Below are 26,774 nucleotides of genomic sequence, written 5' to 3' on the forward strand. Positions count from 1 at the left end.
ACGGGCGAAAATGGCTCCCTGAGACCCCGCGTGGCAACAGCACTTCCGCGGCCCGAAATGCTATGAACGAACCATGGTACAAAGCTGCCGAGAATGCGCCGCTGGCCTGCGACATTGTCACGGTACGCTGATCCTTCACGCCGTGCATCGCGGGGAGTGCACCGAGGTTGGTTGCGACGCACCCGAGCTGGTTGTTCACACTTTCGTCATTGATTGCGACACCGTCGGATGTGACTGCTCTCAGCAAACCGCGAATCGGTTGGCTGGATAATTCCTTTCAGCCCATGGGATCGACGGATTCGAGCGCATCCGCGACCGGGTGGAGGTCGGCCTCCGGGTAGAACGGCGGGCTGAGTGGGCCCCACTGGACGCAGCTCCAGCGGCCGTCGGTGATCGGCGCCAACACCACCGATTCGGTGTTGGCCAAGTGGTGGTCGAGCACGAAGCTGCTCTCCACCCCCGCCAGTGTCGCCGCGATCAACCGGATCGCCGCGCCATGGCTCACCACCACGATGTCCTCGGTCCAGGCGTGATTGTCGAGATAGCGCAGCCGCAGGTCGGTAACCACCGGGAGGTAGCGATCCAGAACGTCACTGGCGCTCTCCCCGCCGGGCATCGGGACCGCCAGCTCCCCTTCGTGCCAGCGCTGGTAGATCGCATTGAACTCGGCGATCGCGTCGTCGTCGTTGCGGTTCTCCAGCTCGCCGGCCTGCACCTCGTGAATGCCCTCGAACTCCTCGGCGGACAGCCGCAGCTGGGTGCCGATCTCGGTTGCGGTCTGGGCCGCCCGTCGGGCGATCGAGTGCACCAGCAGCCCGGGCGGGCGGCTGCGGGCGAGGGCGAAATCGCGGGCTTGTTCCCGGCCGAGGTCGGTGAGGTCAGCCCCGGGAGGACGGGTGTCGATACGGCGCTCGACGTTGCCGTGCGATTGCCCGTGACGCAGCAGGATCAGCCGTCCACTCATGTCGGATCACCCTCCCGAAGTCGGGCCAACCACCGGTCGGCTTCGTCGAGTTGCGGCGGCGTTGCGCCGGTCGCCGATTCGGTCGGCCAGGAGCCGAGATAGCGAACGTCGGCACATCGTCGATGCAATGCCTTGAGCGCCTCGGCGACCGCAGTGTCGTCGATGTGGCCTACACAGTCGAGGAAGAAAACATAGGTACCGAGTTCGACGCGCGTGGGCCGGGATTCGATACGGGTCAGATCGATGTCCCGGATGCCGAATTCGGTCATCGCCGACACCAGCGCACCGGGAGTGTTGGCGATCCGCAGCACCACCGAGGTGCGGTCGGCGCCGGTGCGCGCCGGCGGGGGGCCAGGGCGGCCGACGAGCACGAACCGGGTCCGGGCATTGGGTTCGTCGACAACACCGTCGGCCAGGGTGGACAACCCGTAGCGCTGGGCCGCCAGCGCGGTGCTCACCGCGGCGTCCGCGCGCCCGGCCGCCACCTCTTGGGCGGCCGCGGCATTCGAATTGGCCGGGATCAGCTCGGCATCCGGCAGGTGTTCGGCCAGCCAGCGGCGGACCTGCGCGGCTGCGATGGGAAACGCCGCAATCGTGCGCACCGCGGCCGGGTCGATCCCGTCGCGCACCACGATGCTGAAGGCGACGTCCAGGGTCAGCTCGGCATACACCTGCAGCGGCGACCCGTTGGCCAGGCTGTCCAGGGTGGGCAGCACGGTGCCCTCGATCGAATTCTCGATGGGCACGCAGGCGAAATCCGCCGTGCCGTCCCGGACAGCGGTCAGCGCCGCCGGGGTGCTGTCAGTGGGCTCGGGTTGCGCACCGCTGCCACCTGGAACCACACCGGCAGCGCACATCTTGAGAAGTGCCGCTTCGGTGAACGTGCCCTCGGGACCGAGGTAGGCGATGCGGGCCACGGTCCAACCCTATCGGGTCGGCCGCGAAGGGAAGCCTTGCGCGACCACGCGGCCGTAGTTAACTTAGGCTTACCTCACTAACTGGAAGGTGCGCGATGACCTCAGCGACGCTCACTACGCCGTCCACCGCCGAACGCGTCCGCAGCGCCTGTGCGCGCGCAGCCGGAGCGATGCTGGTCGCCGACGATGTCGCCCCCGCCACCACACCGATTCACCACCTGCTGCCCGGCGGTTCTTTCGCCGTCAGCCTGCCGAGTGATTCCCCGCTGGCCGTGCGCGCCTGCGCCGCCGGCACCGACGGCGTCGCGGCGGTACTGGAACTCACCGACTTCGCCCCACTGCCGTTGCGCGAGCCCGTGCGCTCGCTGGTGTGGATCCGCGGCCGGGTGCAGAGCGTGCCCGAGCACGCGGTCCGCACCATGGTCGACATGATCGCCACCGACCATCCCAACCCGGCCCTGCTGGACATCGGGTCGGGTCAGATCCTCTTCCTGCTCGAGGTGGAGTCGGTCGTCGTCGCCGACGCCGCCGGTGCCGAGACCGTCGGACTCCACGAGCTCATGGCTGCCCAGCCGGACCCGTTCTGCGAATTCGAGTCGGCCTGGCTGTGCCACCTGGATGCCGATCATCCCGAGGTTCTCGCGCGGCTGGCCGGCAAGCTGCCCGCGCCACTGCGGCGCGGCCGGGTGCGTCCGCTGGGTCTGGATCGCTACGGCGTGCGGCTGCGCGTCGAAGGTGTCGACGGTGACCACGATGTGCGTCTGCCGTTCGGCGAACCCGTGAAGGACGTCCCGGGTCTGGGCCGCGCCATCCGGTTGCTGATGGGTTGCCCCTTCGTCAACGGGCTGCGCGCACGCAAGATGTAGGGCCGATACCGTGACGGGGTGAACGCCCCCCGCGACGAGTTCCTCGCCACCGACCGGCGGGGGCTTCGGATCGAAATCGGCGTCATGCTCGCCGTCACCTTTGGCGTCAGCGCCGTCATCGCGATGCTGAAGTTGTTCGACGCGGTGCTCTCCGGGCTGGCCGGACAACGAGTTCGGTTGAACCCCAACCTGTCCCGCTATGACCTGATCAACCTCGGGCTGAATCTGACGTCGGTCGCCCAGCTGGTGGCCTGGGGCATGCTGGGGCTCTATCTGTTGTGGCGCAGCGGCATCACGCCGACCCAGCTCGGGCTGGGACGGGTGCGCTGGCGCATCGACATGCTCGGCGGCCTCGGCCTGGCCGCACTGATCGGCATCCCCGGCCTGCTGCTGTATCTGGCAGGCCGCTGGCTGGGAATGAACGCCGAGGTCGAACCGGCGGCGCTGCACGACAGCTGGTGGCGCATCCCGGTGTTGATCCTCTCGGCATTCGCCAACGGTTTCGCCGAGGAGGTCGTGGTCGTCGGCTACCTGATCACCCGGCTCAAGCAGCTGGGCCTCAGCCAGAACCGGGCGATCCTGATCTCCAGCGCGCTGCGCGGGACGTATCACCTCTATCAGGGCTTCGGCGCCGGGCTGGGCAATCTGGTGATGGGCATGGTCTTCGGGTACGCGTGGTGCCGGACCGGCCGGCTGTGGCCGCTGGTGATCGCGCACGGCGTCATCGACACCGTCGCCTTCGTCGGCTACATCGCACTCGCCGGTCATCTTGGCTGGCTGAAATGAACCGGGCACGTAAATTGACCTGGTGAGCGAGGACTGGCCGCCGCGACCCGCGCCGGATCCGCCGACCGAGCGGATACCGCGTCCCGCGCCGCCGACCGAGCGGATCCCGCGAGTCGAGCCCTCCCAGGTGATCCGCCGCGACCCGGGTCGACGACCCTCGCCGCCACCTCCTCCGCCGCCACCGCGGCAGGCACCCCCTCCGCCGCCACCGCGGCAGGCGCCGCCTCCGAGGCGGCCTCCGCCACCGCCACCGTCGGCGCGCCCGCCCGCTCCCCCACCGACCGCACCTGCCCGGCCGAAACGCAAACGGCGTTGGGGCCGAAGGATTTTCGTCACGCTGGTCGTCGTGATCCTGCTGGCCGCCGGTGGACTCATCGGCGGCGCCGTCTGGATCGACACCAGCCTGAAGCGGGTCGCGGTGTTCGACTACACCGACCGCCCGGCCGCGGGCGCGGGCACCACCTGGCTGCTCGTCGGTTCCGACAGCAGGGCCGGCCTGACGCCCGACCAGCAGGCCGACCTGACCACCGGCGGCGACCTCGGCAACGGCCGCACCGACACGATCCTGGTGGTCCACATCCCGGCGCTCGGCTCCAGCACCCCCACTACGATGGTCTCGATTCCCCGCGACTCGTATGTGGACATCCCGGGCTACGGCAAGGACAAGATCAACGCCGCGTTCTCCGAAGGCGGCGCGCCGCTGCTGGCCCAGACCGTCGAGCAGGCGACGGGTCTGCACCTCGACCACTACGCCGAGGTCGGTTTCGACGGCTTCGCGGTCGTGGTCGACGCGCTCGGAGGGATCCAGGTCTGCCCGGCCGATCCGATCGATGATCCGCTGGCCGGGATCAACCTGCCGGCGGGCTGCCAGACCCTCGACGGGCGCAATGCACTGGGCTACGTACGCTCCCGGGCGACCCCGCGCGCCGACCTCGACCGGATGGTCCACCAGCGCGAGTTCATGGCCGCCGTGATGCACAAGGCCAGCAGTCCCGCGGTGTGGCTCAATCCGTGGCGCTGGTATTCAGTGCCTCACGCCGGAGTCGGGTCGCTGACCGTCGACGAGGGTGACCACGTCTGGGATCTGGCCGTGCTGGGCTGGGCGCTGCACGGCTCGACCACGGCGATCACGGTACCGATCGGCGAGTTCACCGGAAACGACTCCGGGTCGGTGGTGGTGTGGGACTCCGACGCGGCCGATCAGTTGTTCTCGGCGCTGCGCACCGACTCGGCGATCCCCCAGCAGGTCCTCGACGCGCAGCCCTAATCGCCGGGGACGGCCAGCGGATTCTGCAGCCAGGCTTTGGTCCGCCCCGGATGGTTGGTGGCGATCCAGCCGACTCCCAGATCGCGGCAGTAGCCGACGTCCTCGTAGTGGTCGACGGTCCAGCAGTACATGGCGCGGCCCTGGGCAGCAGCCCGGTCGACGAGCTCGGGGTGCTCGCGCAGCGTCGTGATCGACGGGCCGACGGCCGTCGCTCCGACTGTGGTGGCGGCGCTGCCACCGAGGTAGCGAGACGTCTCGCCGAGCAGCACCGTCGGCAGCAGCGGCGCCGCGCGGCGGATCCGCCACACCGCCGCGGCGGAGAACGACATCACCACCGCGCGGGACAGATCCGCCGAGGCCGGCGCCGCGATGCCGTAGCGGTGCAGCAGGGCCAACACCTTGCTCTCCACCAGACCGCCATAGCGCACCGGATGTTTGGTCTCGATGAACATCTTCACCGGCCGGTTCCAGTCCAGGACCAAACGCACCAGGTCATCGAGGGTGAGCAGACCGGTTCCGGTCGGCGGATCGTCGGCGTCTGCGCTGGCGTGCCACGCACCCCAATCCAACCGCTTCAGTTCGGCCAACGTCATCTCGCTGACCAGACCGGTGCCCGTCGACGTGCGGTCCACCCGCCGGTCGTGCACGCACACCAGGTGGCCGTCGCGGGTCAGCCGGACATCACATTCGACGCCGTCGGCACCTTCTTGCAGCGCCAGCTCATAGGCGGCCAGCGTGTGCTCGGGGCGCTCGGCCGAAGCGCCCCGGTGGGCAACCACGAAGGGGTGCCCGCCGTGCGGTTCGCCGGCCGAGTGCATACGCCTATGCTGCCGGTTCCTGCTGGTCCGGCTCAACCGCTGGCGGCGATTCGGGCTCCGCGGGCTGGGCGGGCTGTTCGACGCCCACCATCACCCACCGATGCAGCGGCCGTTCGACGGGCTTGCGCACGAAGGCGTCAAACACCTGCCACAACAACACCAGCACACCCGCGCCGAGCAGGTAGGCGACGATCACCCACACGGTGTTGTCGGCGATCCCCTGCGGCTTGGTGGTGAAGCTCGTGGCGATCGAGAAGATCGAGACGGCCGTCGACAGGGTCCAGGCGACCCACCACGCGGTGATCGGGCCGCGCAGCCGAGCGTGCGTCTGCTCGGCATGGGCGAGCTCGATGAGATAGACCGGCGCCCACACCAGGTTGGCGACTGGCACCAGGCATCCGGCCCACAGGGCCCAGGCGGGCCGCGGGTCGTCCTGCCCGAGGTGGTGATAGACGGCCGCACGGCGCGCGATCAACCAGGACGTCGTGACGACGGCGGTCAGGATCACCGCCACAATCGCGGCCAGGCTGGCCAACACGCCGAGCCAGAGCGCCGCGCCGGCGACCAAGGGCGGCAACAGGGACGTGCGGTTGATCAGTAACAGCACGTAGCGAACGATGTGGATGGCCGCGGCGAGCCCGAAGACGGTGATGGCCGAGAGCAGCGCCGCGCGGACCGTGACCGGCGCGGGCCCCTTCTTCTCGGCGGCCGCATCGATGGGCGCCACCGGCGCGAGGTGGTCGGCGAGACCCCATCGGGGGATGTAGGAGTAACGGGGTGTCGGCCCGAGGGGACGACGACGGCGGCGCGGCGCGGGCGGCGGTCCCGGCCGGACCGCGATCCAACGGAAGCCCTGCGGGAGCCGCGGTCCGCCGGTTTGCGGTCCGGGAGCCTTGGTCGGCGGGTGGCTCGTCGCGCCGGGGCTCCACTGCGGGGCCGGCGGGTTGACCGGTGCCATCAGGGCGCCGTTGCAGCGGGGGCACCAGCTGCGCTGGCGGTCGCGCACGTTCCACCGCGTCCCGCACTGGGAACACACCTGAATCACGCGGACCAGCCTAGCGAGGACACCTGTGGTCCGGAGTGCGGTGGCGGGGCTGATGGGACCGCCGATTGTGGCACGCAGTGCATCTTCGACGTTCCAGGACGTGCAGCAATGACTGGACTATCCACAGTTTCCACAGGTTTATCCACAGGGGTCTGGGCCGGTGAATGGGCATTGAGCGCACCATCTCGCCCCAAAGACAGGACGTACCTGTGGATAACCCCACGGGCTTAGGGCGCCCTGATCAACAAGTTGGTAACGAACGAGCGAAATCGCTTGCATCGCTAACGGTCGAAAACCACGCCGCGACGCGCCGCGCGACACGCCGACGCCCTCGAGCCAACTGTGATCTCTATTACCCAGTTTCAGAATCAACAAAACACAAACTTCCAACCGACTTCAGACCCGGTGGTTGAGCCGATTTTCGTCGGGGTACAGAAGGGGTTATGATCGCGCTCACAGAAGAGTCTGTGACTGACTTCACTGGGGGCGGTAGTTGAACATGCAGGTCAGGACGGTGTGATGGCATCTCAGTCATTCCGGGCGCAATCCGCGTCTCAGCCGTCGCATTGGCATGTCTCCTCAGCGACCTGTAACCGCGCCTACATGCTGGCCGCCCTGCGCGCCGGCGTCATCGCCCTGGTCCTTCTCGGCATCCTCGCCGTCATCGTCCTTTTCTGAGCGCACCGGCGTTTTCCCGGCCGTGCGCCGATCCCGCAGCCCGTTAGCACTCGTGTCGTCTTGCGTGCCATGCGCTACGTACCGCATCCTGAATTGAACCGACCCGCTGTCGTGTCGCACTGACATCGGAGAGTGTCGCGGAGGCGAGATGGAAACTGGTTCCGGGCGTGCGGTCGAAGTCGCCCCCTTTCATTCTCGTGGCGCCCTGAAGGGCTTCGTCGTATCGGGCCGCTGGCCGGATTCGACGAAAGAGTGGGCGCAACTCCTGATCGTCGCGGTGCGCGTCGCATCGCTGCCCGGATTGCTCTCCACCACAACAATTTTCGGCGTTCGAGAAGAGCTACCCGACAAGCCGCAGCCGGGCACCGTCGGACTGGTCCTCGCCGAAGGGACCGTGGTCGGTGAATCCGCTGTTCCGCCAGGTCATTTCGCCGATCGGCAACCACCGGCACTGTTGATGCTGCACCCGCCGTCCGAAACCATGCCCTCGCTACCGGAATGTTCCGGAGCCGCATCGGGTTGCGTTCTGCTACCAGGTATTCCGCACCTGGGTCTGGAGCACCGTGCCGCGTGGGTGGAAGCGGAATCAGACGGCACGATCACCAGCATGGTGAGCCGGGTCGGCGTAGACCCGATCAGCCATCCCGACACCGCAATCCTGGCGATGCTGCTGGCCGCCTAGCCGACAGTTGCGGGTGCCCGAACTTTTCTTACTTGGTCACCAAATTAATTGCTGCGGTTGGCTTTTCGATCGCCACGAGTTGCGCGCACCGCGCAAGCGCCCGTAGAGTCGGCGTCATCGAAGGGGAGTAGCCCCCAATCGGGCAATCGACACACTGGCCCAGCACGTGCTGTGGGCCCGGTTGTCCGGCCGGTGTAAAGCCGGTGGGCGAGACCTTCGGCCGTACACCATCAGTGGTTGTCGGCCGGAGGCATCTGTTCCGCCCCTGGCGACAGCCACCCGAATGAGGAGTTCTGGGTGCTCTCCGCATTGGTCTTGAGTTTCGCCGTCATCTTCGTCGCCGAACTGGGCGACAAGTCACAGCTGATGGCCATGACGTTCGCGCTACGCCATCGCTGGTGGGTCGTGCTCAGTGGCATCACCGTCGCAACGACGGCCGTGCACCTGATCTCCGTCGCCGTCGGTCACTATCTCGGCGCCGCGCTGCCCACCCACCTCCTCGGCATCCTCGCGGGCGTGGCCTTCATCCTGTTCGGGCTGTGGACACTGCGCGGAGACAAGCTCTCCGACGACGAGGCCACCCGGGCCCAACGGACGACGGCACCGGCCTTCTTCGCCGTGACCTCCGCGTTTCTCCTGGCCGAGCTCGGTGACAAGACGATGCTCGCCACGATCACCCTGGCCGCCGACCACGACTGGGTCGGCGTGTGGATCGGGTCCACGGTCGGCATGGTCGCCGCCGACGCGCTGGCCATCCTGGTCGGCGCCCTGGCCGGCAAGCATCTGCCGGAACGGTTCATCCAGCTCGCCGCGGCTGCCCTGTTCCTGCTGTTCGGCGTGTCCATGCTCATCGAGGGCGCCTTCCCCGCGGCACCCGGCCTCGTCATCGCCGGAGCCGCATTGGCCGTTGTCGCGCTGGCGGCCGGAACGCTTCGCGCCTTGCCGCCACGCCTACGCCCCGCCGCGCTCCGCACCGACGCCGCGCAGTCGCCCGAGGTGTCGTCGACGGTCGGGACCGAGGCCGGTTCGGCGCAAGCTGACGAGTCGCCATAAGCGCACTTACAGCAAAGTAGATTTCCGGTAACGCTCTCCACACCCTCGGTTGCTCAGGGTACTCTCAGGTTCTTGAGTGAGCGATTATCGGTCAGGTCCTGTGCCAGGATGCGTCTCACCATGCGTTTCTTTGCCTCACCGCAAGCTCTGAGCAGGTGCTGACCTGAGAAAATACCCGCACGAATGTTTGCCAGTAGTCCGAAAATGTCCGCGTGCGTCAATTATCCGGTAGTTTGCACTTGGTTGTCAGCGGATGTGTCGCTACGATGATCAGCAAATAAGCCAACGGAAATGACCGCTTTTCTGCATGTGGAGGTCAACAAGATGAGCACGACGTTCTCGGCCCGACTGAATCGCCTGTTCGACACGGTGTATCCCCCCGGCCGGGGTCCTCATACCTCCGCGGAAGTGATCGCCGCGCTGAAGTCTGAAGGCATCACGATGTCCGCCCCGTACCTGTCGCAGCTGCGTTCAGGCAACCGGACCAATCCGTCGTCCACCACCATGACGGCGCTTGCCAACTTCTTCCGTATCAAGCCGTCGTACTTCACCGACGACGAGTACTACGAGAAGCTCGACAAGGAACTCACCTGGTTGGCGAACATGCGCGACGAGGGCGTGCGCCGCATTGCCGCACGGACCGTCGGGCTGTCCCCCGAGGCCCAGCAGGACATCGTCTCCAAGGTCGATGAGCTGCGCCGTCGGGAACACCTCGACGATTAGCCCGTCGCTCCTGTCACGGGAGTTTCGGCAACGTTAGATTCGGAGTCAGCGCGCCGCTGCCGCTGTGTCGAGCGCGCGGTACTGGCGTGCGATCTCGAGGATCCATTCCCGATCCGAGTAGGTTTCCGGCTGCCCAAGACAGCCCATTCCGGGGAACTCCCCCTGCCCCGCGGGGCGGGCCACCCGCGGCGTCCGCCGGCCCGCATGGATCCATTTGGCGATCGCCATCGCCTGCTCGTCGGGACTGATCGCTTCGCGATCGACCTCGGCCAGCACCTCGACGCCCGCACCGTCTGCCTTCCCGGGCGCCAGGTGCTCGGCCATGGTGGCCTCCAGATACAGGGCATCGGAAATCAGCGACAAGCGCTCGGCGACCCGGAAAACCAGTGGGCCACGGGGACGTTCGCCGATCCCGACATCCGGCTGACGCCGCTCCAGCTCGGTCAGCAGGGGATCGATGAGACGCAATTCACGCCGCCCGCCGAACCAGTCCTCGATGGCCGGCAACAGTGATCCGGCCGCGACGATCGCCATCGCCGCACCCAGCAGGGTCGCCGCGGTGCCCACCCCGACCAGATGCGAGGTGCCCACCGCCCGGATCAAGAAGAACGCGGTGGCCGCCACCAGCAGCGCGATGCCGATGGTGAAGACGAACAGCGCCCGGCCGCGACGGGTCCGGTTGGAGTGCCGCATGCCCGCCCACAGCACCAGCGTGAACGCGAGCATGACGTAGAGCAACGGCAACAGCCACGGCAGCGACGTGTTGGCCGACCCGAGATTGAGTCGCAGGTATTCCTCGGGTGACATCTCCGGCTGCTGCCCCGACAGGAAGAACAACACCAGGGTGGCGACACTGATCACGCCGGCAACGGCGTACTGAGCGGCCGCGATCCGGCGGATGGCCGCAGGGCTCCGGGTGGAGGCGACGCTCGTGATCATCACGCAGCTGCCGGCCGCACACCAGATCAGCGCCACCTGGCTCAGCCCGATCGAAATGTTCGACCAGTGCAGGGTGCTGTCGATGAGCAGCGTCAGCGGCGGCCAGTTCAGTGCCGCGACAAAGGCCAGGCTGCCCAGCGCGACGATCATCGCCGAGCTGACCACCGACTGCTTGTTGACCAACGCCCATCCGATGCGCAGGCCGGTGGCCATCCCCAGCAGACCGGCGATCACCCAGACGATCAACCAAACGCCTCTCCGAGGCGAACTTGCACGATCGACGACCGATCCGACGGCGATCGGCCCAGCCGATACAAGAGCAGCGCCGCGAAATCCTCGGCCTCTTGCTCGACATCCTCGCCGCCGGGGCCCATACACCCGGTGCGCTGATTGAGCATGTAGCCGATGAGGTCGTCGCTGGCCAGTTCGGCGACATCGCGGGCGGCCTCGGTGACCGGGATGCCGTAGTGCCCGAGGACGAGGTGACCCAATTCGTGGGCCAGGGTGCGGTCCCAGGTCGGTAGGCCGTGCTGAATCAGGAAGACGTCGTGATCGTTGTACTGACGCCATTGGCCGCACACCCCGGCCGGCAGATCGGCCATGGTGACTTCGATGAGTCGATCCCGGTCCTCGCTGACGGCGGCGACCAGTCGGATGAGTGAGATTTCACCCTGGCGGGGAGCGAGATCCAAGACTTCGTTGACCGCCGTGGTGACCCGGCGAGAGGCCGACATCTCATCCCCCTTCCCCGTCGGCGACTTGGCGTCGACGCGCGGTCCGCGTCACTGCATGAACCGGGAGGTCCCCGCAGTCCGCACGACGTGGCCGGCTCGTGCTTGGCGATACCCGACGACGCCTCCGAGCGCGGTGAGGCCGAGGATTCCGGCGAAACCCGGCAGGGCCAGCGCCGCAACCTCGCCCATCTTGGCCTCTTGGAGGTACCTGGGATAGCCAACCCTAGTCGACGGCGGCATTTCTGTACCCGCTCCTGCAGACGTGGCGGGCGGTCGTTCGCGAGCGATCGGTGATTCCCGGCCGGGGCCGGTGCGCGGGCCCGGTTCGGCACCCGGGCCGATCGGGCGCATCGGCGCCGGGAACGCCGGGGCGGGCAATCCGATCAACGGCGGCATCGTGATGGGGGGCGGCTCCAGGCTCGACGGTCCGACCGTCCCGCTCTCGGCACTGGCGACCGGGGGCTCGCCAGGCTGTCCCGGCTCGCCCGGCGGCGGAATTGTCTGCGGCCGGTAGTCGATTCCACCGCCGTTACCGCCGCCACCGACCGCCTCGGGAGGCCGGCCGATACTCAGGCTCGGCGGCCGGGCGACGCCCTCCACCCCGACACCGTCACCGGTCGCAGCCCGCGGCCAGTGCAACGGCGGAAGGGGCGGCAGTGGCGGCAGCACGATCGGCGGGAAGTGCGGGAACGGCCACCCCGGATTCGGCCAGTCATCGCCGGGCCAACTGTGACCGGGCCAGCCGTGGTGCGGCCAACCGTGGTCGCCCGGCAACCCGTGATGATGACCCGGCATCCCCGGATGCCAGTGGCCGCCCGGCAGCCCAGCGTGTCGGCGTGGTCCCCCGAAGATGCCGGTGTCCGGCCGGGTCGTGCCCGGTCTGACGTCGGTGCCGCGCGGCTTTCGGGGTCCGCCGGGGCGGTGGCCGCCGGGCCGCGGATCGTTGCTGTTGGAGCCGCCGTGGTCGCCCCGACCGCCGTGGCTGTTATCAACCGTGCCGGGCTCGGCGGCGGCCGGCGCCGCCATGAACATGCCGGTACCGCCACAGAGCAAACCGCACGCGATTACCCAGCTAATCGCTGTGGCCTTCATCGGCGAGCGGTTCACGACGTTCCTCGAGTTAGCGGCACCGAAGGGCGCCGCATCGGACGGTTCGCAGATCATTGTGGCATATCCGCAGGTCGTGATAGGACCCCTTGGGCCGGGCGATAGGGTTAGCTGACCCGGTCGCGAGCGTGCCTCGCCGATCGCCGACGACTTACTCGGGAGGCATCAGGAATGGGCCTGTTCACCAAGCGCAAAAGCCGTGCGACGCGTCGCGCAGAGGCTCGGGCGATCAAGACCCGCGCCAAGGCTGACGCCAAGCATTCGGCCCGCAACGAGCGCCGCCGTATCAAGGCCGCCGAGCGCTCCGAGAACAAGGCGATCAGGGCCCAGCTGAAGGTCGCGCGCGACGCCGACCGCACCGCGCTCAAGGTTGCCGACGCGCAACTCAAAGCCGCCCGCGAGGGCAAACTTCTGTCCCCCACCCGGATCCGGCGCGCGCTGACGGTGTCCCGGCTGCTGGCCCCGGTCGTGGTCCCCATCGCCTACCGCGCCGCCATCGCCGCGCGAGGCATGATCGACGAGCGCCGCGCCGATCGCCTCGGCGTGCCGCTGAGTCAGCTCGGGCAGTTCTCCGGAGTGGGCGGGCAGCTGTCGGCGCGCATCGCGGGAGCAGAGAATTCACTGCGGGTGGTCGCCGAGAAGAAGCCCAAAGATGCCGAGACCAAACAATTCGTCGCCGCGATGACCGAGCGGCTGAACGCGCTGTCGGCGGCCGTCACTGCCGCGGAGAACATGCCAGGACCGCGCCGACGCGATGCCCACGCCACGATCGCCGGACAGCTCGACGGAATCGACGCCGACCTGATGGCGCGCCTCGGCGTGGTGTGATGACCCGACATCGACCGGCGACGCGTGCGCTCAAGGGAGCGGCGCTGGGCACCTCCCTCATCCTCGGCTCCTGGTTAACTGCGGCGACCGCCGGCGCCCACGTTCACGTCGACTCCGACCACCCGGTGCGCGGCACCACCACGCTGGTCACCTTCCAGGTCGCCAATGAGTCCCAAAAGGGCTCTCCCACAACTAAAGTCGTGATCTCCCTGCCCAACGTCGCGTCGGCGAGCACCGACGTGATGGCGGGCTGGACCGCCGCCCTGGACCAGGACGCGCCCACCGGCACGTACCGATCGGTCACGTTCACCGCGACGCCCGACGCCGGTATCGGAGCCGGGCAGTTCGAGCTGTTCCCGATCTCGATCACGTTGCCGGACACCGATTCCGCGACGTTCCCGGTAGTACAGACCTACGCCGACGGCACCGTCGTGCGCTGGGACCAGCCGCCGCTGCCCAATGGCGAGGAGCCCGAGTTTCCCGCGCCGGTATTGGCGCTGACCTCCGGCCCGCCCGCGGCCAAGGAACGCCACGCGGCGCCCGGGGCCCCAGCGCCCGCGGCGCCGGCGCCCACCACGGCTCCTGCGGTCAGTGCCGCCCCGACACCAGGTGAGCACGCCGAGCCCAAGGCCGGCCCCGACAACACCGCCCGCGCCCTGGCCGGCGGTGCTCTGTTGGTGGCCGCGATCGGCGTCGGTGTGGCGGTGGCCCGCCGACGGACTTGATCGTCATCCGGCGCGTCCTGGCCACCCTCCTGCTGGTCGCCGGTATGGCGATGGCCGGGACAGCAGTGGCCTGGGCGCACGCGGTGCGGGTCGCCGCCGACCCGACACCCGATTCGTCGGTGACCACTGCGCCGGCGCGGGTCAGTGCCACGTTCAACGAGCAGCTGCACCCCGACTTCGCCGCGATGACCGTGGTCGGGCCCGACGGGAATCTCTGGTCCGACGGCACCCCGCAGGTCCAGGGCGCGGTGGTCAGCGTCGGGGTGCGGCCACTCGGTCCTGCCGGGCTCTACACCGTGAACTACCGGGTCACCTCGGCCGACGGCCATGTGGTGTCCGGCTCCTGGTCTTTTACGTTGACCGCGGCAGGAACCGGGACACCAGGCCCGTCGGCGTCGGCGCCGGAACATCCGCCCGAGCGGGGGCTGCCGGTCTGGCCGTTCGTCGTCGGCGCCGTCGCGGTGATCGTCTGCGCCGTCATGTGGTCTCGACTACGGCGCTCGTGAGCTGGGCCGGACGGTAGATCCCCACCTGGCATGATGGGTGCCACTGCTGGCGTTCGCGACTAGATATTGCAAAGGAGCAGCCAGATGGCAGAAGCGCAGGACCGGCCCGACGAGGGTCAGGACGCCACGCCGCCGCCGGGGCCACCACCCCCTGAGAAGGCGGCTGCCAAAAAGCAGCCGGCCAAGAAGGCGCCGGTCAAGAAGGCCGTGAAGAAGGCGCCTGCCAAGAAGGCGCCAGCGCCCGCCAAGAAGGCCCCGCCCCGAAAGGCGCCGGCCAAGAAAGCACCGCCACCGCCTGCCGCACTCGCGGAGAGCAATGGCTCCCCGCCGGTTGCCGAGGGCGCCCGCGCCGCGGCGGCAACGGCCAAGTCGGCCGTCGAGCAGGCCGCCAACCCGGTGTCACCACCGGCCCCGGTCCCCGCCCCGCAGCCCACACGCTCCCCGCTGCCGTTCGCGGTGGCCTTCGCGGTCACCGTGTTGATCGCGCTGCTGGTGCGCCGTCTGCGGCACCGGCACGACGAGTGAGCATGGCCGTCACCTTCCGGGCCACCGCCGACCTGGTCGACGACATCGGCCCCGACGTCCGCAGCTGCGATGTCCAGTTCCGTCAGTTCGGCGCTCGCACCGAATTCGCCGGGCCGATCAGCACGGTCCGCTGCTTCCAGGACAACGCGCTGCTGAAATCGGTGCTGTCCGAGCCGGGCGCGGGCCGCGTTCTGGTGATCGACGGCGACGCGTCGGTACACACCGCATTGGTCGGTGACCTGATCGCCGAGCTCGGCCGCTCCAACGGCTGGTCGGGGATCATCGTGCACGGCGCCGTGCGGGACGCGTCGACCTTGCGCACCATCAGCATCGGCATCAAGGCGCTGGGGACCAATCCCCGCAAGAGCACCAAGACTGGTGCCGGCGAGCGCGACGTCACCGTCAGCTTCGGCGGCGTCGACTTCGTCCCCGGCGACGTCGCCTACAGCGACGACGACGGGATCGTCGTCACCTCAGCGGGCTAAACCGTCACCGGGACACGGTGTTTGGCGAAGCTCAGCGCTTCGTCGTCGACCTTGCCGTGCCGGATCAGCCCCAGATCGAGCAGGTAGTTCTGCTTGAGCCGCCACGGCGCCCGGGAGCCCGCCTTCGGCAGGTGATCCAGCGCGCGCAGGACGTACCCGGGGGTGAAGTCCATGAGTGGACGTTCCTCGATATCGGCGGCCGGCTGAGTGGGCGCGACGCGGTCGTACCCACGAGCGTCCATGTAATTGAGGACGCGGCAGACGAATTCGGAGACCAGGTCGGCCTTCAACGTCCACGACGCATTGGTGTATCCGATGGTGAAGGCCATGTTCGGTACACCGGAAAGCATCATGCCCTTGTAGGCCATCGTGGTGGTGAGGTCGAGCGGCTCACCGTCCTTGCGGATCTCGGCGCCACCGAACAGCTGAAGGTTCAAACCCGTTGCCGTGACGATGATGTCGGCAGGCAGTTCGCGGCCTGACGTCAGCTTGATCCCTGTCGGGGTGAAGCGCTCGATGGTGTCGGTGACCACCTCGGCCTGGCCCTTGCGGATGGTGCGGAACAGATCTCCGTTGGGCGCCAAGCACAGTCGTTCGTCCCAGACGCGATAGCTCGGACCGAAGTGCTTGTTCACGTCGTAGCCCTCGGGCAGCCGTCGTTGCGCCATCGTCATCAGCTGTTTGCGCATGAAATTCGGGAATCGCCGGGCCAGTCGGTACTGCGCGGACTGGAACAGGATGCTCTTCCAGCGGTTGGCGATATAGGCGGGTTTCGCGGGCAGCAGCTTGTTCATCCGCACCGCGAACGGGTCGACGTCGGGCAGCGACCCGATGTAGGTCGGCGACCGCTGCAGCATCGTGACGTGCTCGGCACCCGAATTGGCAAGGGCGGGAATGAGAGTGACAGCCGTTGCGCCACTGCCGATGACCACGACCCGCTTGCCGGTGTAGTCCAGATCCTCCGGCCAGTGCTGGGGGTGAACGATAGCGCCGGTGAAATCCTCGGCGCCGGGGAACTCCGGCGAATAGCCCTGGTCGTAGTTGTAGTAACCGCTGCAGGCGAACAGGAACGAGCAGGTGATGTCTCGCTGTTCGCCGCCGGACTCGACGCGCACCGTCCACTGGTTGTCGGCGCTGGACCATTCGGCGGCGACCACGCGCTGCCCGTAGCGGATGTGCTTGTCGATGCCGTACTCGCGGACCGTCTCCTCGAGATAGGACATGATCGACGGCCCGTCGGCGATCGCCTTCTGCGATGTCCAGGGCTTGAACCGGAAGCCCAGGGTGAACATGTCGGAATCCGAGCGGATGCCCGGGTACTTGAACAGGTCCCAGGTGCCGCCGAGATTCTCCCGGCGCTCCAGGATCACGAAGTTCTTCGACGGGCAGCGGTCCTGCAGGTGCCAGGCAGCGCTGATTCCGGAGATCCCGGCCCCCACGATCACGACATCGACGTGTTCAGTCATGCCGGCCACGCTATCAACAGTGTGTTGAATAGGTCAACGCTGTGTTGAGAAATTCGACACCCTGTAAAGTATTGCCCGTGCCAGCTGCCACGCCGACCCGCGTTCGCGGCCGTCGCGCCACCCGTCCCTCCGGGGACGATCGCGAGGCGGCCATCCTGCGCACCCTGGAGGACATGCTCGAGCGACGGCCGTTCGCCGAGATCTCGGTGGACGACCTCGCCAAGGGTGCGGGCCTGTCCCGCCCGACCTTCTACTTCTATTTCGCGTCCAAGGATGCGGTCCTGGTGCGCCTGTTCGCCACGGCGATCACCGCCTCCGGCGCGCAGCAACAGCAACAAACCGACGCCATCCCCGACCAGCCCCAGCAAGCCTGGCGTGACGGCATTTACGCCTTCTTCGATTCGCTGCGCCCGCACCGCGCGGTGGTACTGGCCGGGCTGTCCGCCATGGCCACCAACTCGGAGCTGCGCGAAATGTGGACAGCCTTCATGACCGGCTGGATCGACTACACGGCCGTGTTGATCACCCGCGAACGCGAACGCGGCGCGGCACCCGACACGATCCCGGCTCACGATCTCGCGACCGCACTGAACCTGATGAACGAGCGTGTGGTGGTCGCCGCACAGGGCAGCCAGAAGCCGGCCCTCCCGGAAGCGGCCGCCCTCGAGGCCGTCGCCCATATCTGGATTGCCAGCATCTACGGCGGGGCCAGGGACTCTGCGGCCTCGGTTTGATTCCGGCTTCGCATATTGGATTCGCGTCCTGACCGGGTGGCCCTAGTCTGGCGGGGTGCCGGAGCCACGCCCAACGACGAGCGCCACCGTTGCCAAGCTCGCCTTGTACTGCGTGCTGGCCGGTGTCCTGGTGGCGGCCATGCTCTTTCCGCTCGCCGGCGGTGCGGGCATCGTCGTCAACCACGCCTCGGACGTGGCCGCGCAGGATTCCGAGGACCTGATGACGGGCGAGGTGCCCACGGTCTCCACCATGGTCGACGCCGCGGGCAATCCGATCGCCTGGATCTACGCCCAACGCCGATGGCCGGTGCCCAGCGACCGGATCGCCGACACCATGAAGTTGGCGATCGTGTCGATCGAGGACAAACGCTTCGCCGACCACAACGGCGTCGACGTTCAGGGCACCCTGACCGGCCTCGTCGGCTATCTCAGGGGTGACCTCGACACCCGCGGCGGGTCGACGATCGAGCAGCAGTACATCAAGAACTACAACCTGTTGGTCAACGCACAGACCGACGCCGAGCGGCGGGCGGCGATCGAGACGACGCCGGCGCGCAAGCTGCGCGAGATCCGGATGGCGCTGGCCCTCGACAAGGCCATCTCGAAGCCGGAGATCCTCACCCGCTACCTCAACCTGGTCTACTTCGGCAACGGCGCCTACGGGGTTCAGGACGCCGCCAAGACCTACTTCGGCATCAATGCCACCGAGCTCAACTGGCAGCAGGCCGCCCTGCTGGCCGGGATCGTACAGTCGACCAGCGCCCTGAATCCGTACACGAACCCCGAGGCAGCGCTGGCTCGGCGAAACGTGGTGCTCGACACGATGATCGAGAACCTTCCGGACAAGGCCGAGGCGCTGCGTGCCGCCCGCCAGGAGCCGCTGGGCATCCTGCCGCAGCCGAACAGCCTTCCGCAGGGCTGTATCGCGGCCGGCGATCGCGGGTTCTTCTGCGATTACGTGCTGCAGTATCTGGCTCGCGCTGGACTGTCCAAGGACGACGTGGCGCGCAACGGCTACCTGATCCGGACCACGTTGGACCCGAAGGTCCAGAACAGCGTCAAGAAGGCGATCGACACCGTCGCCAGCCCGACGCTCGACGGCGTCGCCAGCGTGATGAGTGTCGTCCAGCCCGGCAAGACCAGCCACAAGGTCATCGCGATGGGCGACAACCGCAACTACGGTCTGCAGCTCGATGCCGGACAGACCGTGCAGCCCCAGCCGTTCTCGCTGGCCGGTGACGGCGCAGGCTCGATCTTCAAGATCTTCACCACGGCTGCCGCCATGGATATGGGCATGGGCATCAACGCCCAGCTCGAGGTCCCGGCGCAGTTCCAGGGCAAGGGTCTGGGTTCCAGTTCCAGCCCGGGATGCCCCAAGGAGACCTGGTGTGTGAAGAACGCCGGCAACTACCGCAGCCCGATGAGCGTGACGGATGCGCTGGCGCAGTCGCCCAACACCGCGTTCGCCCGGTTGATCGGACAGGTCGGCGTGCAGCGTGCCGTCGACATGGCGGTCAAGTTGGGCCTTCGGTCCTATGCGGAGCCGGGCACTGCGCGGGCGTATGACCCGGACAGCAACGAGAGCCTGGCCGATTTCGTCAAACGCCAGAACCTCGGCTCGTTCACGCTGGGCCCGTTCGAACTGAATGCCCTCGAATTGTCCAATGTCGCAGCAACATTGGCCTCCGGCGGCATGTGGTGCCCGCCCAGTCCGGTCGACAAGATCTTCGACCGCAACGGGCGCGAGGTCGCCGTCGAGACGCAGGCCTGCGAGCAGGTGGTTCCCGAAGGTCTGGCCAACACGTTGGCCAATGCGCTGTCCAAGGACTCCACCGGTGGCACTGCCGCGGGTTCTGCGGGCTCGGCCGGCTGGAGCCTGCCGATGTCGGGCAAGACCGGCACCACCGAATCGCACCGCTCTTCGGGGTTCCTCGGCTTCACGAATCAATATGCCGCCGCGAACTACATTTTCGACGACTCCACCAACCCGGGCGGCCTGTGCTCCTACCCGCTGCGCAAGTGCGGGTACGGCAATCTCTACGGCGGCAACGAGCCGGCCCGGACCTGGTTCCTGGCGATGAAGCCGGTCGCGACCGACTTCGGCCCGATCTCGCTGCCGCCCACCGACAAGCGTTACGTCGAAGGCGGCCCCGGCAGCTCGGTGCCCAGCATCACCGGCCTGAGCTTCGATGCGGCGCGAAAACGGTTGAAGGACGCCGGTTTCCAGGTGGCGGATCTGCCCACCCCGATCAACAGCTTCTCGTCGCGGGGGGCGGTCGTCGGTACCACCCCGACGGGCAAGACCATTCCGGGCTCGATCATCACGATCAACACCAGCAACGGAATCCCGCCCGCACCGCCGCCGGATGCCGTTCCCCCGCCTCCTCCCCCGCCGCCGGACGCACCCCCGCCCGACGTCAACGTCATCAACATCCCCGGCCTGCCGCCGATCACCCTGCCGATGTGGCCACCGCCGGCACCGCCACCACCGCCGCCGCCACCGGCGCCAGAACCACCGCCGCCCCCGCCGCCGCCGGCTCCTGAGCCGCCGCCACCACCGCCGCCGGACGCACCTCCGCCACCGGCGTAGCTGTCGGTCCGGCATGCGAACATATGTTCGTGTCCGGCGGGGCGACCATCCTGCACGCTGATCTCGACTCGTTCTACGCGTCGGTCGAGCAGCGCGATGACCCCACGCTGCGCGGTCGCCCGGTGATCGTGGGTGGCGGTGTCGTGCTGGCCGCCAGCTACGAGGCCAAGGCCTACGGCGTGCGCACCGCCATGGGTGGTCACCAGGCGCGCCGGTTGTGCCCCGCGGCGGTCGTCGTGCCGCCCCGGATGTCGGCCTACAGCCGCGCCAGTGACGACGTGTTCGAGGTCTTCCGCGACACCACTCCGCTGGTCGAGCCGGTGTCGGTGGACGAGGCTTTCCTCGACGTGTCCGGACTGCGGCGGCTGTCGGGCGATCCGGTCGCGATCGGAGCTCGCCTGCGCCAGCAGGTGCGCGAGCGGGTGGGGCTACCGATCACCGTGGGCATTGCCCGCACCAAATTCCTGGCCAAAGTGGCCAGCCAGGAGGCCAAGCCGGACGGTCTGCTGCTGGTGCCGCCGGACGCCGAGCTGGCATTTCTGCATCCGCTGCCGGTGCGGCGGCTGTGGGGCGTGGGCCCCAAGACCGCGGACAAGCTGGGGTTGCACGGTATCCACACGGTCGCCCAGGTCGCCGAGCTCAGCGAATCGATGCTGGGCTCGATGGTCGGTCCGGCGATGGGTCGCCAGCTGTATTGCCTGTCGCGCAATATCGACCGGCGCCGGGTCACCACCGCGCACCGCCGCCGCTCGGTGGGCGCCCAGCGGGCGTTGGGCCGTCAGCGCAGGACGCCCGAGGAACTCGATGCCGTGGTGATCGGCCTCGTCGACCGGATCACCCGCCGAATGCGCACGGCGCAACGAACCGGGCGAACAGTGGTGCTGCGCTTACGTTTTGAGGACTTCACCCGCGTCACCCGCTCCCACACCATGGCCAGGGCCACCGGGTCGACCGAACCGATCCTGGCCGCCGCACGGGGACTGGTCGCCGCGGCCCAACCGTTGATCGTCGAGCGGGGCATCACGCTGATCGGGTTCGCGGTGTCCAATATCGACACCGGCGGCGCCCAGCAGTTGGAGCTGCCACTCGACGGCGGACGGCCCGACACGGTGGACCTCGATGCCGCAGTCGATCAGGTGCGTCGTCGCTACGGCAACGCGATGCTCACCCGTGGGGTACTGGTCGGCCGGGATCCCGGTCTGGAGATGCCGCACCTGCCGGACTAGCCGGCGGGGTGCCAGCCGCGCATCGCCGCGTCCATCCGGTCGTCGCACAGCGCCCTGACCGGCAACGGCTGCCGTCCTTCGTGGTGGCGCATGCCGTCGAGCAGCAGCGCGACGTATCGCCGCCAGAGTTCCGGGTCGACGTGACCGGCCCACTCGCTGACCGTGCCCGCGAGCATGCCCAGGATCGGCATGTCCGTGGGCTCGGCGTCCGGGCGCAGATAGCCGTCATCGCGGGCGCGCTCGACGAGTTTCGAAATCGGGGGCGTGAGGCGCAACCGCGCACATTCGACGCCGTACCCGCCATAGGCGGAGCTGTAGACCATCTCTCGCAGGCCGCGGTCCCTGGCGGTCAGTTCGCAGAGCTGTTCGACGAACCAGACGAATCCATCCCACGAATTCTCTTGCCGCAAAGCTGATTCCGCGAGGCAGACGACCTGGTCGATGCCGTCTTCGAAGATCGCGTCGAGCAGTTCCTCTTTGGTGGCGAACCGTCGGTATACCGTGCCGACTCCGACATTGGCGTGGTGGGCGACGTCATTGAGCGTCGCCTCCAAGCCGCGCACGGCGAACAGCTCCCGCGCGGCTTCGATGATCCGCTGCCGGTTGCGCTCGGCGTCTTTGCGCAGCCCGCGGCACGGTTTGTCAACCACATGGCCGAGTTTAGTGACCCTCCTTACGAAAACCAAGAACCGGATTGACTCTATCCACTTATACCCTTAGATTGCCTAGCTAGGTCACCCCCGCCAACGTGGAAAGGCCTGAATGTGATTGCGGTACTTAAACGCATCTGGCTGCCCACGCTGATGGTGGTGGCCGTCGCCGTCGGTGTGATGAGCGTTTCCCATCTGAGGTCGGTGTTCGGCTCGGACGGGGCGGTCGTCACGCCGGTGGGCTCGGACACCGCGGACAAGTTCAACCCGAAGGTCGTGGTTTACGAGGTGTTCGGGTCGTCCGACAGCGCAGTGATCAACTACACCGATCTCAACGGGTTGCCGCAACGGACCGGCACGGTGCCACTGCCCTGGTCGCTGCGACTCGAGACGACGGTGCCGTCCGTCATGCCAAATCTGTTGGTACAAGGCGACGGTCAATCGATCGGCTGTCGCGTCCTCGTCGACGACGAGGTCAAAGACGAGAGGACGGCCCACGGAGTGAACGCCGCGACCTACTGCCTGGTGAAGGCGGCATGAGTACCGTCACCGACGTTCCGACCGACACGATCCCGCCGGTCCCACCCGTCAAACGCCCTGCGCTGCCGCGTTTTATCCGGATCTTCGCCATCCCGATCGTGCTGGCTTGGGTCGCTTTGATCGCAATCCTCACCATGACGGCGCCGTCGCTTGCCGAGGTGGGCAAGCTGCGCGCGGTGTCGATGAGCCCCTCCGACGCGCCGTCCCTCATCGCCATCAAACGCGTCGGCGAGGTATTTCAGGAGTACAAAACCAGCAGTTCGGTGATGATCGTGCTCGAGGGTGACAAGCCCTTGGGCCCCGACGCACACACGTTCTACGACAAGATTGTTCGCGACCTGCGCGCCGACACGACGCACGTACAGCACGTCCAGGACTTCTGGGGTGACACGCTGACGGCCGCCGGCGCCCAAAGTATCGACGGTAAAGCCTCTTACGTTCAGGTCTACATCAGCGGCGACCAAGGCGAAACGCTCGCCAACGAATCGGTGGAGGCCGTCAGGCACATCGTCGCGACCACTCCGGCACCACCCGGTGTCAAGGCCTACGTGGCGGGCCCGTCGGCGACGACGACCGATCAGAGCGCCGTGGGCGACGCGAGCATGGAGACGATCGAAGCGCTGACGTTCGGCGTCATCACGATCATGTTGTTGCTCATCTACCGCTCCCTCATCACGACGGTGATCACGCTCGGCATGGTGGTGGTCGGCCTGCTCTCGTCGACAGGGGCCGTCGCTTTTCTCGGCTACCACGACGTGATCGGGTTGACCACGTTCGCCAGCAATATGGTTGTGACACTGGCTATTGCGGCAGCCACCGACTATGCGATATTCCTGATCGGCCGATATCAAGAGGCGCGCCGTAAGGGCCAGGATCGCGAGTCGGCCTACTACGACATGTACCACGGCACAGCGCACGTGGTGCTGGCCTCCGGCATGACCATCGCCGGTGCGACGCTGTGCCTGCACTTCACCCGGTTGCCGTACTTCCAGACCATGGGCATTCCGCTGGCGGTCGGCATGACCGTCGTGGTCGCTGCCGCGCTGACGCTGGGACCCGCGGTCATCTCGATCGTCACCCGCTTCGGGCGCGTCCTAGAACCCAAGGGCAACAAGAGAGCTCGCGGCTGGCGCCGAGTCGGCGCTGCGACCGTCCGCTGGCCGGGCGCGGTACTGGTTTTCGCCGTCGTACTGTGCCTGGTCGGGCTGCTCGCGCTGCCCGGGTACCACACCACGTACAACGACCGCATCTACCTGCCCGACGATATTCCGGCCAACGTCGGCCAGGCAGCCGCGGATCGGCACTTCTCCGAGGCCAAGATGAACCCCGAGCTGGTGATGATCGAGGCCGACCACGATCTGCGAAATCCCGCTGACTTCTTGGTGATTGACAAGATCGCCAAGGCGATGTCACGGGTGAACGGTATCGCACAGGTCACCACGATCACCCGGCCCGACGGCAAGCCGATCGAACACGCCTCCCTCGCATACACGATCAGCCAGAGCGGCACCGGTCAACTGCTGAACAACGACTATCAGCAGACGATCCTGGACAACACGCTCAAACAGGCCAACGACATGCAGGTCTCCATCGACTCGATGAGCCAGATGTACAGCATCACACTGGAACTCGCCGATGTCACGCGCCGGATGGCAGACAAGATGAAGGGCACGTCTGCCGACATCGCCGACGTTCGGGATCACCTCGCCGACTTCGACGACCAGTTCCGCCCGCTACGCAACTACTTCTATTGGGAACCGCACTGTTTCGACATTCCGATGTGCTGGGCGCTGCGGTCGGTTTTCGACAGCCTCGACGGTATCGGGAAGATGTCGGACGACTTTCAGGACCTGGTGCCCGATATCGAGCGAATGGCCGACCTGACGCCCCAGATGGCCGCGGTGCTGCCGGCGCAGATTCAGACGATGAAGAACCAGAAGCAGATGATGCTGAACCAGTATCAGGCGCAGAAGGCTCAGCAGGATCAGAACATGGCCCAGCAGGAAAACGCGACCGCGATGGGCAAGGCGTTCGACGCCGCCCACAACGACGACACGTTCTATCTGCCGCCGGAAGCGTTCGGAACGGCCGACTTCCAGCGCGGGATGAAGCTGTTCATGTCGCCAGACGGTCATGCGGTGCGGTTCACGGTGAATCACCAGGGCGACCCGCTCAGCGAGACGGGCACCTCGCACATTGAACCGCTGCGCACCGCGGCCGTCGACGCCATCAAGGGGACGCCGTTGGAGGGGTCGACGGTCTACGTCGGCGGTAGTGCGTCGATGAACAAGGACATGCAGCTGGGCGCCGATTACGACCTGCTCATCGCGGCGGTCGCATCGTTGATCCTGATCTTCCTGATCATGGTGGTACTGACCCGCGCGGTCGCGGCCGCGGCGGTCATCGTCGGCACGGTGGTGCTGAGTCTTGGTAGTGCCTTCGGCCTTTCGGTTCTGTTGTGGCAACACGTGATCGGGATCCCGCTGCACTGGATGGTGCTGCCGATGTCGGTCATAGTGCTGCTCGCGGTCGGCGCGGACTACAACCTGCTGCTGGTGTCCCGGATGAAGGAGGAGTTCCACGCCGGAATCAAGACCGGCATCATCCGGTCGATGGCGGGCACGGGATCGGTGGTCACATCGGCCGGGCTGGTCTTCGCATTCACCATGATCTCGATGGCGGTCAGCGACATGATCGTCATCGGCCAGGTGGGTACGACGATCGGCCTGGGCCTGCTGTTCGACACGCTGGTCGTGCGATCGCTGCTAACCCCTTCGCTGGCAGCACTTCTCGGCCGCTGGTTCTGGTGGCCGCAACTGGTCCGCCCGCGACCGGCACCGCAGCCCTGGCCCAGCCGGGACCGCGTCCTGACACCGGTAGGCAGCTAGCCGGCGTAGCTCAGCAGCTTCTCGGCAGGCCAGGTGGTGATGATCCGCTCGATCGGAACACCGTTGTCGAGAGCCCGCTGCGCCCCGTAGCCGAGGAAGTCCAGCTGCCCGGGCGCGTGGGCGTCGGTGTCGATCGAGAAGTCGCACCCGATCTCCAGCGCCAGCTTGAGTAACCGGGTCGGCGGGTCACGACGCTCGGGGCGCGAGTTGATCTCGACGGCGGTGTTGTTGTCCCGGCATGCGGTGAACACCTTCTCGGCGTCGAACGTCGACTCCGCCCGGATGCCGCGGTTCCCGGTGACCAGTCGGCCGGTGCAATGGCCGAGGACGGTGACCCGCGCGTCGGACACGGCGCGCACCATCCGCCGGGTCATCGCGGGGGAGTCCATCGCCAGTTTGGAGTGCACGCTGGCGACCACGATGTCGAGGCGTTCCAGCAGCTCAGGCTCCTGGTCCAGGGTGCCGTCGTCGAGGATGTCGACCTCGATGCCGGTGAGAATCCGAAACGGCGCCAACTCCTCGCGCAGTTCGTCGATCACGTCGAGCTGCTGGCGCAGCCGGTCAGCGGACAGTCCGTTCGCGATGGTCAGCCGCGGCGAGTGGTCGGTCAGCGCACAGTACTCATGGCCCAGCGCGGCGGCGGTGGTCAGCATCTCGCGGATCGGAGCTGATCCGTCCGACCAGTTCGAATGCAGGTGTAGGTCACCGCGCAACGCCGCACGAACCTCACCCCCACCGAGATCGGCTGCAGCACCGCGTAATTCGACCAGCGTGTCGGGTTCTTGCCCCGCCCACGCCTGAGCGATGACCTTGGCCGTCTTGGGCCCGACACCGGGCAGGGACTGCCAGCTGTTGGCACGGCCGTGGCGTTCGCGGGCGTCGTCGTCCAGCGCCTCGACGACATCGGCGGCCTTGCGGTAGGCCATCACCCGCCGCGAATCCTCGCGCGCACGGTCCTTGTAGTACGCGATCTCGCGTAGTGCGACCACCGGATCCATGGCTCCAGTGTGCCCCGCCGTGCCAGCGCGATTT

General features: G+C 67.4%; 27 protein-coding genes. 17 read left to right on the forward strand and 10 right to left on the reverse strand.

Translation table 11 applies throughout. The features are described 5' to 3' along the window. Positions 1 to 277: 277 nt before the first annotated feature. Both EV580_RS14425 and pheA read right to left on the reverse strand, forming a co-directional pair. Positions 278 to 964 carry a histidine phosphatase family protein gene (locus EV580_RS14425; protein WP_133691846.1) on the reverse strand — a complete coding sequence of 229 codons (687 nt, stop codon included), beginning with the start codon at positions 962 to 964 and terminating at the stop codon, positions 278 to 280. Next, positions 961 to 1,881 (reverse strand): prephenate dehydratase, encoded by a 921-nt coding sequence (gene pheA / locus EV580_RS14430; RefSeq protein WP_133691847.1) that lies wholly within the window; start codon positions 1,879 to 1,881, stop codon positions 961 to 963. The genes EV580_RS14425 and pheA overlap by 4 nt, the downstream gene beginning before the upstream one ends. Before the next feature lie 95 nt (positions 1,882 to 1,976). On the opposite strand from pheA, the gene EV580_RS14435 reads away from it, so the two are divergent. The 3 genes from EV580_RS14435 to EV580_RS14445 are packed head-to-tail and all read left to right on the forward strand — an operon-like array spanning position 1,977 to position 4,800. Further along, positions 1,977 to 2,747 (forward strand): DUF2470 domain-containing protein, encoded by a 771-nt coding sequence (locus tag EV580_RS14435; RefSeq protein WP_133691848.1) that lies wholly within the window; start codon positions 1,977 to 1,979, stop codon positions 2,745 to 2,747. A gap of 18 nt (positions 2,748 to 2,765) precedes the next feature. After that, on the forward strand, positions 2,766 to 3,533 hold the full coding sequence (locus tag EV580_RS14440) for a CPBP family intramembrane glutamic endopeptidase (protein WP_133691849.1): 768 nt from the start codon (positions 2,766 to 2,768) through the stop codon (positions 3,531 to 3,533). A gap of 22 nt (positions 3,534 to 3,555) precedes the next feature. After that, positions 3,556 to 4,800: an LCP family protein gene (locus tag EV580_RS14445; RefSeq protein ID WP_502703926.1), complete on the forward strand. Its 1,245-nt coding sequence runs from the start codon at positions 3,556 to 3,558 to the stop codon at positions 4,798 to 4,800. Here the strand turns inward: EV580_RS14445 and EV580_RS14450 are convergent. Beyond that, positions 4,797 to 5,618: a glycerophosphodiester phosphodiesterase gene (locus EV580_RS14450; RefSeq protein ID WP_133691850.1), complete on the reverse strand. Its 822-nt coding sequence runs from the start codon at positions 5,616 to 5,618 to the stop codon at positions 4,797 to 4,799. The genes EV580_RS14445 and EV580_RS14450 overlap by 4 nt on opposite strands. Before the next feature lie 4 nt (positions 5,619 to 5,622). Continuing rightward, positions 5,623 to 6,663: a DUF4328 domain-containing protein gene (locus tag EV580_RS14455; RefSeq protein WP_166654701.1), complete on the reverse strand. Its 1,041-nt coding sequence runs from the start codon at positions 6,661 to 6,663 to the stop codon at positions 5,623 to 5,625. A 519-nt stretch (positions 6,664 to 7,182) separates the two neighbouring features. On the opposite strand from EV580_RS14455, the gene EV580_RS33730 reads away from it, so the two are divergent. From EV580_RS33730 to EV580_RS14470, 4 genes are all read left to right on the forward strand, one after another. Continuing rightward, positions 7,183 to 7,341: a hypothetical protein gene (locus EV580_RS33730; RefSeq protein ID WP_166654702.1), complete on the forward strand. Its 159-nt coding sequence runs from the start codon at positions 7,183 to 7,185 to the stop codon at positions 7,339 to 7,341. Between the two features lie 148 nt (positions 7,342 to 7,489). Beyond that, complete coding sequence (locus EV580_RS14460; protein ID WP_133691851.1) at positions 7,490 to 8,023, forward strand: peptidase; 534 nt, start codon at positions 7,490 to 7,492, stop codon at positions 8,021 to 8,023. Between the two features lie 297 nt (positions 8,024 to 8,320). Next, positions 8,321 to 9,076 (forward strand): TMEM165/GDT1 family protein, encoded by a 756-nt coding sequence (locus EV580_RS14465; protein ID WP_133691852.1) that lies wholly within the window; start codon positions 8,321 to 8,323, stop codon positions 9,074 to 9,076. 324 nt (positions 9,077 to 9,400) lie between these two features. Then, positions 9,401 to 9,799 carry a transcriptional regulator gene (locus EV580_RS14470; protein ID WP_133692242.1) on the forward strand — a complete coding sequence of 133 codons (399 nt, stop codon included), beginning with the start codon at positions 9,401 to 9,403 and terminating at the stop codon, positions 9,797 to 9,799. A gap of 45 nt (positions 9,800 to 9,844) precedes the next feature. Here the strand turns inward: EV580_RS14470 and EV580_RS14475 are convergent, their stop codons facing one another. From EV580_RS14475 to EV580_RS14485, 3 genes are read right to left on the reverse strand one after another with little or no spacing between them, the layout of a single operon-like run. Further along, on the reverse strand, positions 9,845 to 10,984 hold the full coding sequence (locus EV580_RS14475) for a hypothetical protein (protein WP_133691853.1): 1,140 nt from the start codon (positions 10,982 to 10,984) through the stop codon (positions 9,845 to 9,847). Continuing rightward, complete coding sequence (locus EV580_RS14480; protein ID WP_133691854.1) at positions 10,981 to 11,472, reverse strand: ImmA/IrrE family metallo-endopeptidase; 492 nt, start codon at positions 11,470 to 11,472, stop codon at positions 10,981 to 10,983. The genes EV580_RS14475 and EV580_RS14480 overlap by 4 nt, the downstream gene beginning before the upstream one ends. 48 nt (positions 11,473 to 11,520) lie before the next feature. After that, the gene (locus tag EV580_RS14485) at positions 11,521 to 12,498 is read right to left on the reverse strand and encodes a hypothetical protein (RefSeq protein ID WP_133691855.1); all 978 of its coding nucleotides are present in this window, start codon (positions 12,496 to 12,498) and stop codon (positions 11,521 to 11,523) included. Between the two features lie 252 nt (positions 12,499 to 12,750). On the opposite strand from EV580_RS14485, the gene EV580_RS14490 reads away from it, so the two are divergent. From EV580_RS14490 to rraA, 5 genes are all read left to right on the forward strand, one after another. Continuing rightward, positions 12,751 to 13,407, forward strand: coding sequence for a DUF6474 family protein (locus EV580_RS14490; RefSeq protein WP_133691856.1), 657 nt, complete (start codon positions 12,751 to 12,753; stop codon positions 13,405 to 13,407). Next, positions 13,407 to 14,132 (forward strand): YcnI family copper-binding membrane protein, encoded by a 726-nt coding sequence (locus tag EV580_RS14495; RefSeq protein ID WP_133691857.1) that lies wholly within the window; start codon positions 13,407 to 13,409, stop codon positions 14,130 to 14,132. The genes EV580_RS14490 and EV580_RS14495 overlap by 1 nt, the downstream gene beginning before the upstream one ends. A gap of 44 nt (positions 14,133 to 14,176) precedes the next feature. Further along, positions 14,177 to 14,638, forward strand: coding sequence for a copper resistance CopC family protein (locus tag EV580_RS14500; RefSeq protein ID WP_133692243.1), 462 nt, complete (start codon positions 14,177 to 14,179; stop codon positions 14,636 to 14,638). Between the two features lie 84 nt (positions 14,639 to 14,722). Next, entirely contained in the window at positions 14,723 to 15,163 is a 441-nt protein-coding gene (locus EV580_RS14505) for a hypothetical protein (protein WP_133691858.1), read from the forward strand. A 2-nt stretch (positions 15,164 to 15,165) separates the two neighbouring features. Next, positions 15,166 to 15,648 (forward strand): ribonuclease E activity regulator RraA, encoded by a 483-nt coding sequence (rraA, locus tag EV580_RS14510; protein WP_133691859.1) that lies wholly within the window; start codon positions 15,166 to 15,168, stop codon positions 15,646 to 15,648. Here rraA and EV580_RS14515 read toward each other — a convergent pair. Continuing rightward, positions 15,645 to 17,114, reverse strand: coding sequence for a flavin-containing monooxygenase (locus EV580_RS14515; RefSeq protein WP_133691860.1), 1,470 nt, complete (start codon positions 17,112 to 17,114; stop codon positions 15,645 to 15,647). The two genes, rraA and EV580_RS14515, sit on opposite strands and share 4 nt — an antisense overlap. Positions 17,115 to 17,191: 77 nt before the next feature. On the opposite strand from EV580_RS14515, the gene EV580_RS14520 reads away from it, so the two are divergent. The 3 genes from EV580_RS14520 to dinB are packed head-to-tail and all read left to right on the forward strand — an operon-like array spanning position 17,192 to position 21,664. After that, a complete protein-coding gene (locus EV580_RS14520; protein ID WP_286171561.1) occupies positions 17,192 to 17,848 on the forward strand; it encodes a TetR/AcrR family transcriptional regulator in 657 nt (218 codons plus the stop codon). Between the two features lie 55 nt (positions 17,849 to 17,903). Further along, positions 17,904 to 20,438, forward strand: a complete 2,535-nt coding sequence (gene ponA2, locus EV580_RS14525; protein ID WP_166654704.1) for a transglycosylase/D,D-transpeptidase PonA2 — start codon at positions 17,904 to 17,906, stop codon at positions 20,436 to 20,438. A 23-nt stretch (positions 20,439 to 20,461) separates the two neighbouring features. After that, positions 20,462 to 21,664, forward strand: a complete 1,203-nt coding sequence (dinB, locus tag EV580_RS14530) for a DNA polymerase IV (protein ID WP_133691862.1) — start codon at positions 20,462 to 20,464, stop codon at positions 21,662 to 21,664. Here the strand turns inward: dinB and EV580_RS14535 are convergent. Then, the gene (locus EV580_RS14535) at positions 21,661 to 22,314 is read right to left on the reverse strand and encodes a TetR/AcrR family transcriptional regulator (protein WP_166654705.1); all 654 of its coding nucleotides are present in this window, start codon (positions 22,312 to 22,314) and stop codon (positions 21,661 to 21,663) included. The genes dinB and EV580_RS14535 overlap by 4 nt on opposite strands. A 114-nt stretch (positions 22,315 to 22,428) precedes the next feature. Here EV580_RS14535 and EV580_RS14540 point away from each other — a divergent pair, with 114 nt between their 5' ends. Continuing rightward, positions 22,429 to 22,854 carry an MmpS family transport accessory protein gene (locus tag EV580_RS14540; RefSeq protein ID WP_133691864.1) on the forward strand — a complete coding sequence of 142 codons (426 nt, stop codon included), beginning with the start codon at positions 22,429 to 22,431 and terminating at the stop codon, positions 22,852 to 22,854. Beyond that, positions 22,851 to 25,742, forward strand: a complete 2,892-nt coding sequence (locus EV580_RS14545; protein ID WP_133691865.1) for an MMPL/RND family transporter — start codon at positions 22,851 to 22,853, stop codon at positions 25,740 to 25,742. The genes EV580_RS14540 and EV580_RS14545 overlap by 4 nt, the downstream gene beginning before the upstream one ends. On the opposite strand, the gene EV580_RS14550 is transcribed toward EV580_RS14545, so the two are convergent. Beyond that, entirely contained in the window at positions 25,739 to 26,740 is a 1,002-nt protein-coding gene (locus EV580_RS14550; RefSeq protein WP_133691866.1) for a PHP domain-containing protein, read from the reverse strand. The genes EV580_RS14545 and EV580_RS14550 overlap by 4 nt on opposite strands. Between the last annotated feature and the right edge of the window lie 34 nt (positions 26,741 to 26,774).

The sequence above is a fragment of the Mycobacterium sp. BK086 genome (genome assembly GCA_004362315.1).
In the GTDB taxonomy this organism is placed as follows: domain Bacteria; phylum Actinomycetota; class Actinomycetes; order Mycobacteriales; family Mycobacteriaceae; genus Mycobacterium.

What these genes read in the sequence shown, in the direction of transcription:
- EV580_RS14485 (WP_133691855.1), bottom strand. Translation starts at nt 12,498, where the DNA reads ATGGCGGCGCCGGCCGCCGCCGAGCCCGGCACGGTTGATAACAGCCAC.
- EV580_RS14515 (WP_133691860.1), bottom strand. Translation starts at nt 17,114, where the DNA reads ATGACTGAACACGTCGATGTCGTGATCGTGGGGGCCGGGATCTCCGGA.
- EV580_RS33730 (WP_166654702.1), top strand. Translation starts at nt 7,183, where the DNA reads ATGGCATCTCAGTCATTCCGGGCGCAATCCGCGTCTCAGCCGTCGCAT.
- dinB (WP_133691862.1), top strand. Translation starts at nt 20,462, where the DNA reads ATGTTCGTGTCCGGCGGGGCGACCATCCTGCACGCTGATCTCGACTCG.
- EV580_RS14470 (WP_133692242.1), top strand. Translation starts at nt 9,401, where the DNA reads ATGAGCACGACGTTCTCGGCCCGACTGAATCGCCTGTTCGACACGGTG.
- EV580_RS14490 (WP_133691856.1), top strand. Translation starts at nt 12,751, where the DNA reads ATGGGCCTGTTCACCAAGCGCAAAAGCCGTGCGACGCGTCGCGCAGAG.
- EV580_RS14500 (WP_133692243.1), top strand. Translation starts at nt 14,177, where the DNA reads ATGGCGATGGCCGGGACAGCAGTGGCCTGGGCGCACGCGGTGCGGGTC.
- rraA (WP_133691859.1), top strand. Translation starts at nt 15,166, where the DNA reads ATGGCCGTCACCTTCCGGGCCACCGCCGACCTGGTCGACGACATCGGC.
- EV580_RS14505 (WP_133691858.1), top strand. Translation starts at nt 14,723, where the DNA reads ATGGCAGAAGCGCAGGACCGGCCCGACGAGGGTCAGGACGCCACGCCG.
- EV580_RS14545 (WP_133691865.1), top strand. Translation starts at nt 22,851, where the DNA reads ATGAGTACCGTCACCGACGTTCCGACCGACACGATCCCGCCGGTCCCA.
- EV580_RS14450 (WP_133691850.1), bottom strand. Translation starts at nt 5,618, where the DNA reads ATGCACTCGGCCGGCGAACCGCACGGCGGGCACCCCTTCGTGGTTGCC.
- EV580_RS14550 (WP_133691866.1), bottom strand. Translation starts at nt 26,740, where the DNA reads ATGGATCCGGTGGTCGCACTACGCGAGATCGCGTACTACAAGGACCGT.
- EV580_RS14435 (WP_133691848.1), top strand. Translation starts at nt 1,977, where the DNA reads ATGACCTCAGCGACGCTCACTACGCCGTCCACCGCCGAACGCGTCCGC.
- EV580_RS14425 (WP_133691846.1), bottom strand. Translation starts at nt 964, where the DNA reads ATGAGTGGACGGCTGATCCTGCTGCGTCACGGGCAATCGCACGGCAAC.
- EV580_RS14460 (WP_133691851.1), top strand. Translation starts at nt 7,490, where the DNA reads ATGGAAACTGGTTCCGGGCGTGCGGTCGAAGTCGCCCCCTTTCATTCT.
- EV580_RS14495 (WP_133691857.1), top strand. Translation starts at nt 13,407, where the DNA reads ATGACCCGACATCGACCGGCGACGCGTGCGCTCAAGGGAGCGGCGCTG.
- EV580_RS14480 (WP_133691854.1), bottom strand. Translation starts at nt 11,472, where the DNA reads ATGTCGGCCTCTCGCCGGGTCACCACGGCGGTCAACGAAGTCTTGGAT.